Source organism: Intrasporangium sp. (assembly GCF_032907665.1).
Lineage (GTDB): Bacteria > Actinomycetota > Actinomycetes > Actinomycetales > Dermatophilaceae > Intrasporangium.
In genome coordinates, this window is sequence record NZ_JAJJPG010000104.1 from 5,075 (window position 1) to 12,792 (window position 7,718).

Here is a 7,718-nt window from a genome sequence, read left to right on the forward strand (position 1 = left end):
CCCGACGTCGATCCCGACGTCGACCCCGTCTTCGATGCGGACCGCGGCGCAGCACCCGTCCGTCGCCCGGTCGTCACGGGGCTCACAGGTCGCCCCCGCTCGCCTCGAGGTGCCGCCGGACCGCCTCCTCGAAGGCGTCCCCGCGTGCGCCGTAGTTGGTGAACATGTCCATGGATGCAGCGGCGGGCGCGAGCAGGACGACGTCGCCGGGCTGCGCGAGGCGCGCGGCATGGGAGACGACGAGGTCCATGACCCCAGTGTCGGTGTCGGGCACGTCGACGACCGGCACATCCGGCGCGTGTCGGGCGAGTGCGCGGGCGAGCTGCGCCCGGTCCGCGCCGATGAGGACGACGCCGCGCAGCCGGGAGGCGAACTCCTCGACGAGGCTGTCGACGTCGGCGCCCTTGAGCAGTCCGCCGGCGATCCAGATGACGCTGTCGAAGGAGCTGAGGGCCGCGGCGGCCGCGTGGGTGTTGGTGGCCTTGGAGTCGTTGACCCAGCGCACTCCGCGGACGGTGGCGATCTCGGCGATCCGGTGCCGGTCGGGCCGGAAGGCGCGCAGGCCGTCGCGCACCGCGATCGGGCCGACGCCGTAGGCCCGCGCGAGGGCGGCGGCGGCGAGGGCGTTGGCGAGGTAGTGCGGGGGGACGGACGGCGCGTCGCCACGCAGGTCGTCGAGGGTGCACAGCTCCGCTGCGGAGCGCTGGCGCTGCTCGACGAAGGCCCGGTCGGCGAGGACGTCGTCGACGACGCCGATCATCGACGGCGCGGGGATCCCCGTCGTGAAGCCGATGGCGCGGCAGCCCTCGACGACGTCGGCCTCCATGACGAGCTGCTCGGTCTGGATGTCGGCGACGTTGTAGACGCAGGCGAGGTGCGTGTTGTCGTAGATCCTCCCCTTGGCGCGGAGGTACTCGGCGTAGGAGCCGTGCCAGTCGAGGTGGTCGGGCGCGACGTTGAGGACGGCGGAGGCGACGGCGGAGACCGAGCGCTGCCAGTGCAGCTGGAAGCTGGACAGCTCGACCGCGAGCACGTCATAGGGCTCGGGGTGCAGGACCGCCTCGAGAATCGGCGTGCCGACATTCCCCGCGGCCGTGGCCCGCAGCCCGGCGGCCCGCAGGATCGAGGCGAGCATGTTGACGGTCGTCGTCTTGCCGTTCGTGCCGGTCACGGTCAGCCAGGGCGCGGCACCCTCGAGCGGGCGCATCCGCCAGGCGAGCTCGACCTCGCCCCAGATGGGGATCGACCGTGTCGTGGCCGCGAGCATGAGCGGGTCGTGGGGCGGCACGCCCGGGGAGGTGACGACGAGCTCGGTGTCGTCGGGCGGGTCGACGACGTGCTCGGGGCCGAGCCGCACGTCGACGTCGAGGATCTCGAGGATGGTGGCCCGCTCCGTGATGACGTCGGTGACGTCGCGCGACACGGCGGTGACCCGCGCACCGCGCTCGGCGAGGGCGTCCGCCGCCGCGAAGCCCGAGAGCCCGAGGCCGACGACGAGGACGCGCAACCCGGACCAGTCCGCGTCGCGGTGCGTGAGTCCCGGACGCGGCTCATGGGCAGGTTCGAAGGTCATTGCGTGCCCACCACCCACTCTGCATAGAAGACGCCCAGGCCGAGGGCGACGAAGAGTCCCGCGATGATCCAGAAGCGGACGACCACGGTGACCTCGTGCCAACCGACCATCTCGAAATGATGGTGCAGCGGAGCCATCCGCAGCACCCGTTTGCCGGTTGTCTTGAACGAGAGCACCTGCGCCATGACCGAGAGCGTCTCGAGGACGAAGAGGCCGCCGAGGATGACGATGAGCAGCTGGGTGCGGGTCGTGATGGCGAGCCCGGCGAGGGCGCCGCCGAGCGCGAGGGAGCCGGTGTCGCCCATGAAGATCTTCGCCGGGGTCGCGTTCCACCAGAGGAACCCGAAGCAGGCGCCCATGCCCGCGGCGGCGACGAGGGCGAGGTCGTGGGAGTCGCGCACCTCGTAGCACTTGATGCCGGGGTTGATCTGGCAGTTCTGGTTGAAGGTCCAGAGACTGATGAGGACGTAGGCGCCGAAGACCATCGTCGAGACGCCGGTCGCGAGCCCGTCGAGGCCGTCGGTGAGGTTCACGCCGTTGGACGTGCCGGCGATCATGAGGTTGGCCCAGATGACGAAGAGGAGCACCCCGACGAGCGTCCCGGCGAAGGCGAGGTTGAGGTTCGTGTCGCGGACGAAGGAGATGAACGGCGACGCGGGCGTGCGGTACTGGTCGTTGGGGAACTGGAGCACGAGGACGGCGAAGGTGACGCCGACGAGCGTCTGCCCGAGGAGCTTCTCGCGGGACCGCAGGCCGAGGCTGCGCTGCTTGGAGATCTTGATGAAGTCGTCGAGGAAGCCGACGAGGCCGAGCCCGGCCATGAGGAAGAGGACGAGCACGCCGCTCGCGGTCAACGGGGTGAGGGTGACGAGGTGCGCCATCGCGTAGGCCCCGAGCGTCGACGCGAGGATGACCGCGCCGCCCATCGTCGGGGTGCCGCGCTTGGTGTGGTGGGTCGTCGGACCGTCGTCGCGGACGAACTGGCCGTAGCCGCGGCGCACGAGGAACCTGATGAACAGGGGCGTGCCCAGCAGGGAGAAGAGCAGTGAGAACGCGGCGGCCGCGAGGACACCCTTCACTGCTCCACCGTCCTTTCGTCTGGTTCGTCGGTCGTGGCAGAGATGCCGGCGAGCCGGTCACCGAGCCACCGTAGTCCGCTGTCCCGGCTCGACTTCAGCAGGACCACGTCTCCGGGCCGCAGCCGCTCCTCGAGGAGGTCGTAGGCCGCGTCGACGTCGGGCACCCACTCGGGCACGGCGTAGGCCCGGGCCCCGTCGCCGACCGCCACGACGTGGTCGAGACCGAGCCCGGCGGCATACGACCCGATGGCGGCGTGCTCGCGGTCACTGTCGGCACCGAGCTCGAGCATCCCGCCGAGGACGGCCCACCGCTCCCCCGATGCGGAGATCGCCGCGAGCGCGTCGAGGGCGGCGCGCATCGAGTCGGGGTTGGCGTTGTAGGCGTCGTTGACGACGACGACCCCGTCGGGCCGCTCGGTGACCTCCATCCGCCAGCGACTCACGGGCGTCGCCTCGGACAGCGCAGCCGCCACCGCGTCGAGCGACATCCCGAGCTCCAGCGCGGCCGCGGCGACGGCGAGGGAGTTGCCGACGTGGTGGGCGCCGCTGAGCCGCAGGGAGACCCGGGCACGCCCCTGCGGGGCGACGAGGTCGTATGCCGCTCTGCCCAGCTCGTCGACGACCACGTCCTCCGCGCGCACCTCCGCCTCAGGCGACAGGCCGACGAGCTGGACCCGGGAGGCGAGGCCGTCGGCCATGGCGGCGACCACGGGGTCGTCGGCGTTGAGGATCGACAGGCCGTCCGCCGGCACCGCCCTGGGCAGCTCCGACTTGGCGAGCGCGATGTTGGCCCGGGACCCGAACTCCCCGACGTGTGCCGTGCCGACGTTGAGCACGATGGCGACCTGCGGTGGCGCGATGCGGGTGAGGTAGTCGATGTGGCCGATCCCGCGCGCGCCCATCTCGGCGACGAGGAAGCGGGTCGTCGGCGTGATTCGGCAGACGGTCAGCGGGACGCCGATCTCCCCGTTGAGCGAGTTGACCGGCGAGACCGTCTCCCCCGCCGTGGCGAGGACGGAGGCGAGCAGGTCCTTCGTCGTCGTCTTGCCGGACGAGCCGGTGATGCCGACGATGCGCAGGTCCGGCGCGCGGTCCACCACCCCACGGGCGAGCGCGCCGAAGGCGGTCTGGACGTCGTCGACGACGACCGTCGGGACACCCTCGACGGGCCGGGAGCCGAGGACGGCGACGGCCCCGGCGGCGACGGCGGACGGGGCGTAGTCGTGCCCGTCGGCGAACTCGCCGATGCGGGCGACGTAGAGGCTGCCGGGACCGCACTCGCGCGAGTCCGTGCTGACGACGCCGTCGACCACGACAGCGGCCGGGTCGTCGCAGCCGTGGATCTCACCCCCGGTGAGCTCGCCGACGTCCTCGAGGGTCAGGGCGATCACGAGACTCCTCCCACTGCAGCCGCAGCGAGCGCGCGCCGCACGGTGTCCCGGTCGTCGAACGGGTGGATCACGCCGCCGATCTCCTGTCCCTTCTCGTGGCCCTTGCCGAGGACGACGACCGTGTCGACCGTGTCGAGTCTGTCGGCGCCCGGGCCGGTGCTGTCGAGGACGGCCATGGCGACCGCCTCGCTGATCGCCTGGGCCCTGGCCCCGCCGTCGATGACCTCGGCCGCCGTGGCGGTGCCCTCGCTCACGGCCTTCCGCGCGCCCGCGAGGACGGCCTGCCGGATCGTGGCGGGGTCCTCCGAGCGGGGGTTGTCGTCGGTGACGATGACGACGTCCGCGCCCCTCGCGGCGGCCGCGCCCATGGCGCCACGCTTGTCGCGGTCCCGGTCCCCGCCGGCACCGACGACGGCGATGAGCCGACCCTGCGTCGAGGGCCGCAGCGCGGTGAGGGCGGCGTCGATCGCGTCAGGGGTGTGGGCGAAGTCGACGATGCAGCGCGGACCGTCCGACCCGCCGGGCGCGACGACCTCCATCCGCCCGGGAACTGCCGGTGGCACCGCCAGCGCGGCCTCGACCTGCGCTGCCGGGAACCCGAGCGAGAGGAGGGCGACGGCGGCGAGCGCGGTGTTGGCGATGTTGAAGGTCCCCGGGAGGTGTGACAGGAGGTTGAGCCTGACCTCCCCGGACCGGCCGCGAAGCAGGAAGGAGCTGCCCGGCTGCGCCGAGTCGGTGCCGGTCGGATCGGTCCGGGCGACCCAGTCCGCGTCGTCCCCGGTGGTGGAGAGTGTCGTGACGGGGACCGTGGCCCGCTCGACGAGGCGGCGGCCCCAGGCGTCGTCGACGCAGACGACGCCCGCGAGGGCGCGCTCGGGGGTGAACAGGTCCGCCTTGACGTCGAAGTAGTCCTCCATCGACGGGTGGTAGTCGAGGTGGTCCTGGCTGAGGTTGGTGAAGAGCGCGATGTCGTAGACGACGCCGTCGACCCGGTGCTGGTGGAGGGCGTGGCTCGACACCTCCATGACGCACGTGTCGGCACCCCGATCGCGCATCACCGCGAGGAAGGCGTGCAGGTCGGTCGCCTCCGGGGTGGTGTGGGCGGAGTCGATGCGCTCGTCCCCGATGCGGGTCTCGACGGTGCCGATGAGGCCGGTCCGGCGCCCGAGGACCTGGAGCGCGGACTCGAGCAGGTAGGCCGTCGTCGTCTTGCCGTTGGTGCCGGTGATCCCGATCATCGTCAGGTCCGAGCCGGGGTCGCCGTAGATCGCGGCGGCGAGTCGGCCGAGCCGCGCGCGCGGCCGGTCGACGACGAGGACGGGCACACCGAGCCCCTCCGAGCGCTCGATCTCCGCCGCACCGGCCTCGTCGGTGAGCACCGCCACCGCCCCGAGACGCACGGCGTCGGCGGAGAACCGCGCACCGTGGACGTTGAAGCCCGGCAGGGCGGCGTAGAGGTCCCCCGGTCGGACGGCCCGACTGTCGAGCGAGATGCCGGTGACGGACACCTCCAGCGGGATGGCGTCGGCCTCGGCCTCGCTGAGCTCGGCCAGGGCGCGCAGGGACACGCCCGACGTCGAGGGTCGGATCAGGTCTGGTGACACGTCATGCCAACTTACAGGCCGTCACGCCGGGCGCGGGCGTCGCTCAGCACGTCGGGGTCGTTGGTCGAGAGGTTCTTGGCCCACACGTGGTAGTCGAGGTCCGACGGCGTGCTCAGCGGGGTGTTCTCCCGCTGGAGGAGGTAGGTCATGACCTGGTTGAAGACCGGGCCGGCGAGCGCGCCGCCGAACATGCCCGCCCGCGGCTTGTGGATGAAGACCGCAACGACGTACTTCGGCTTCTCCGCGGGGGCGTAGCCGATGAACGACGCCGTGAACCCGTTGTAGCGGCCGAGCTTCTCGTCGTAGCGGTCTGCCGTGCCCGTCTTTCCGGCGACGCGGTAGCCCTCGATGCGGGCGTCCATCGCGGTGCCGTCCTCCCCGGTGACCTCCTCGAGCATCCGGCTCAGCTGCGCGGCGGTCTTCTCCGACACGACGCGGGTGCCGTCCTTCGACGGCGCCGGGACGAAGGTGCCGCTGTCGTTGTAGGCCCCTTCGACGAGGGAGATCGGCATCCGCGTCCCGCCGTTGGCGACGGTCGCGAAGACGCTCGCAGCCTGGATGGCGGTCAGCGCATAGCCCTGGCCGAAGAGCACCGTGTAGCGCTGCGGCGCGTTCCAGTCGCTCGCCTTGGCGAGCTGGCCGCTCGACTCCCCGGCGAAGCCGACCTCCGTCGGGACCCCGACGCCGAACTTCCGGTAGGTCTGCTCCATCGTCGCCGGGGGCACGCGCTCGCCGACGAGGATCGTGCCGATGTTCGACGACTGCGCGATGACGCCGGTCGCCGTCATCTGCTCGGTGCCGTGCTCCTCGTGGTCCTTGAACTTCATGCCGGCGCGCGGCAGCCGGTTGGGGATGATGACGCCGGTGTCCGGGGTGACGACGCCGTGCTCGAGCGCGGCCGCCATGGTCATGAGCTTGCCGGTCGAGCCCGGCTCGAAGGCGTCCTGGAAGGCGTGGTTGCGCAGGCTCTCCTTCGTGGCCTTGGTGAGGTCGTTGGGGTCGAAGGCGGGGTAGCTCGCGGCGGCGCGGACCTTGCCCGTCGCGATCTCGAGCACGACGGCGGTGCCCGTCTCGGCCTTGACCGCGGTCACCTGCTTGGCGAGGGCGTTCTGGGCATACCACTGGATGTCGGAGTCGATGGTGAGGCGGACGTTGCGTCCGTCCACGGCCGGCTCGTCGACGCGCTGGGTGCCCGGGATGACGGCGCCGTTCTGCGCCCGCTCCGCGATCCTCGTCCCGGATCGGCCGGCCAGCGTGCCGTCGAGCATGAGCTCGATGCCACCGCCGGCCGTCTGGTCGGCCTGGTTGACGTAGCCGACGAGCTGCCCGAGGGCCATCGAGGTCGGGTAGACGCGCTTGGCCGTCCGCTCGCCGGCGATCCCGGGGACGCCGAGGGCCCGGATCTCGCGCCAGTCGGCCGGCGTGACGTCCTTCTTGACGATGACGTAGCGGGTGTCCGGCGTGGTGAAGAGCGTCGTGAGGCGGGCGACGTCCATGCCGAGCATCGGCGACAGGTCCACCGCCGCCTGGTGAACGCCCTGCGAGCCGCACTCGCCCCGGACCTTGACGTAGCACTGGATCGCGACCGGGTCTGCCGCGATGGTGAAGCGCTCGACGCTGTCGGCGAGGACCTGGCCGTTGGTGTCGAGGATCTGGCCGCGCATCGCCGGGGTGTGCAGCTTGATGAGGCGCTTGGACAGGGCGGCCGCCTGCGTCGCGGAGGCGTCGAAGGCCTGGATGCGGAGCAGCTGGGCGCCGAAGAGCGTGAAGATGAAGAGGATGACGACGAAGATCCCGCGGGCTCTCGCTCGCGGGTTGGCCAGGGAGATCCGCAGCCGTCGAGGGGGTCGAGGCCCCCGGGGACCGCTCCCCCGTTTCGGCGCCGGACCGCGTCCACGCGGCGACACGGTCGCGCGACGCGAGGCGGGCTTTCGTGCGGCCGGGCGTGGAGAGGGCCGCGCCGGCCCCCGCCCGGCCGGCTTCGCACCCCGCGCCGTTGCCGCCTTCGCTCCCCGCGCCGTTGCCGGCTTCGCACCCCGCGTGGGTGCCGGCTTCGCGCCCCGCGCGGGTG

At 72.1% G+C, this 7,718-nt stretch carries 5 protein-coding genes; all 5 read right to left on the reverse strand.

The genetic code is table 11. The features are described 5' to 3' along the window. Positions 1–82: 82 nt before the first annotated feature. The 5 genes from murD to LOY02_RS14305 are packed head-to-tail and all read right to left on the reverse strand — an operon-like array spanning position 83 to position 7,554. Entirely contained in the window at positions 83–1,573 is a 1,491-nt protein-coding gene (murD, locus tag LOY02_RS14285) for a UDP-N-acetylmuramoyl-L-alanine--D-glutamate ligase (RefSeq protein WP_317183031.1), read from the reverse strand. Next, positions 1,570–2,652, reverse strand: coding sequence for a phospho-N-acetylmuramoyl-pentapeptide-transferase (mraY, locus tag LOY02_RS14290; RefSeq protein WP_317183032.1), 1,083 nt, complete (start codon positions 2,650–2,652; stop codon positions 1,570–1,572). Before mraY ends, murD begins: the two co-directional genes overlap by 4 nt. Continuing rightward, complete coding sequence (locus LOY02_RS14295; protein ID WP_317183033.1) at positions 2,649–4,043, reverse strand: UDP-N-acetylmuramoyl-tripeptide--D-alanyl-D-alanine ligase; 1,395 nt, start codon at positions 4,041–4,043, stop codon at positions 2,649–2,651. The genes mraY and LOY02_RS14295 overlap by 4 nt, the downstream gene beginning before the upstream one ends. After that, a complete protein-coding gene (locus tag LOY02_RS14300) occupies positions 4,040–5,647 on the reverse strand; it encodes a UDP-N-acetylmuramoyl-L-alanyl-D-glutamate--2,6-diaminopimelate ligase (protein ID WP_317183034.1) in 1,608 nt (535 codons plus the stop codon). The genes LOY02_RS14295 and LOY02_RS14300 overlap by 4 nt, the downstream gene beginning before the upstream one ends. A gap of 11 nt (positions 5,648–5,658) precedes the next feature. Next, the gene (locus LOY02_RS14305; RefSeq protein WP_317183035.1) at positions 5,659–7,554 is read right to left on the reverse strand and encodes a penicillin-binding protein 2; all 1,896 of its coding nucleotides are present in this window, start codon (positions 7,552–7,554) and stop codon (positions 5,659–5,661) included. Positions 7,555–7,718 lie beyond the last annotated feature (164 nt).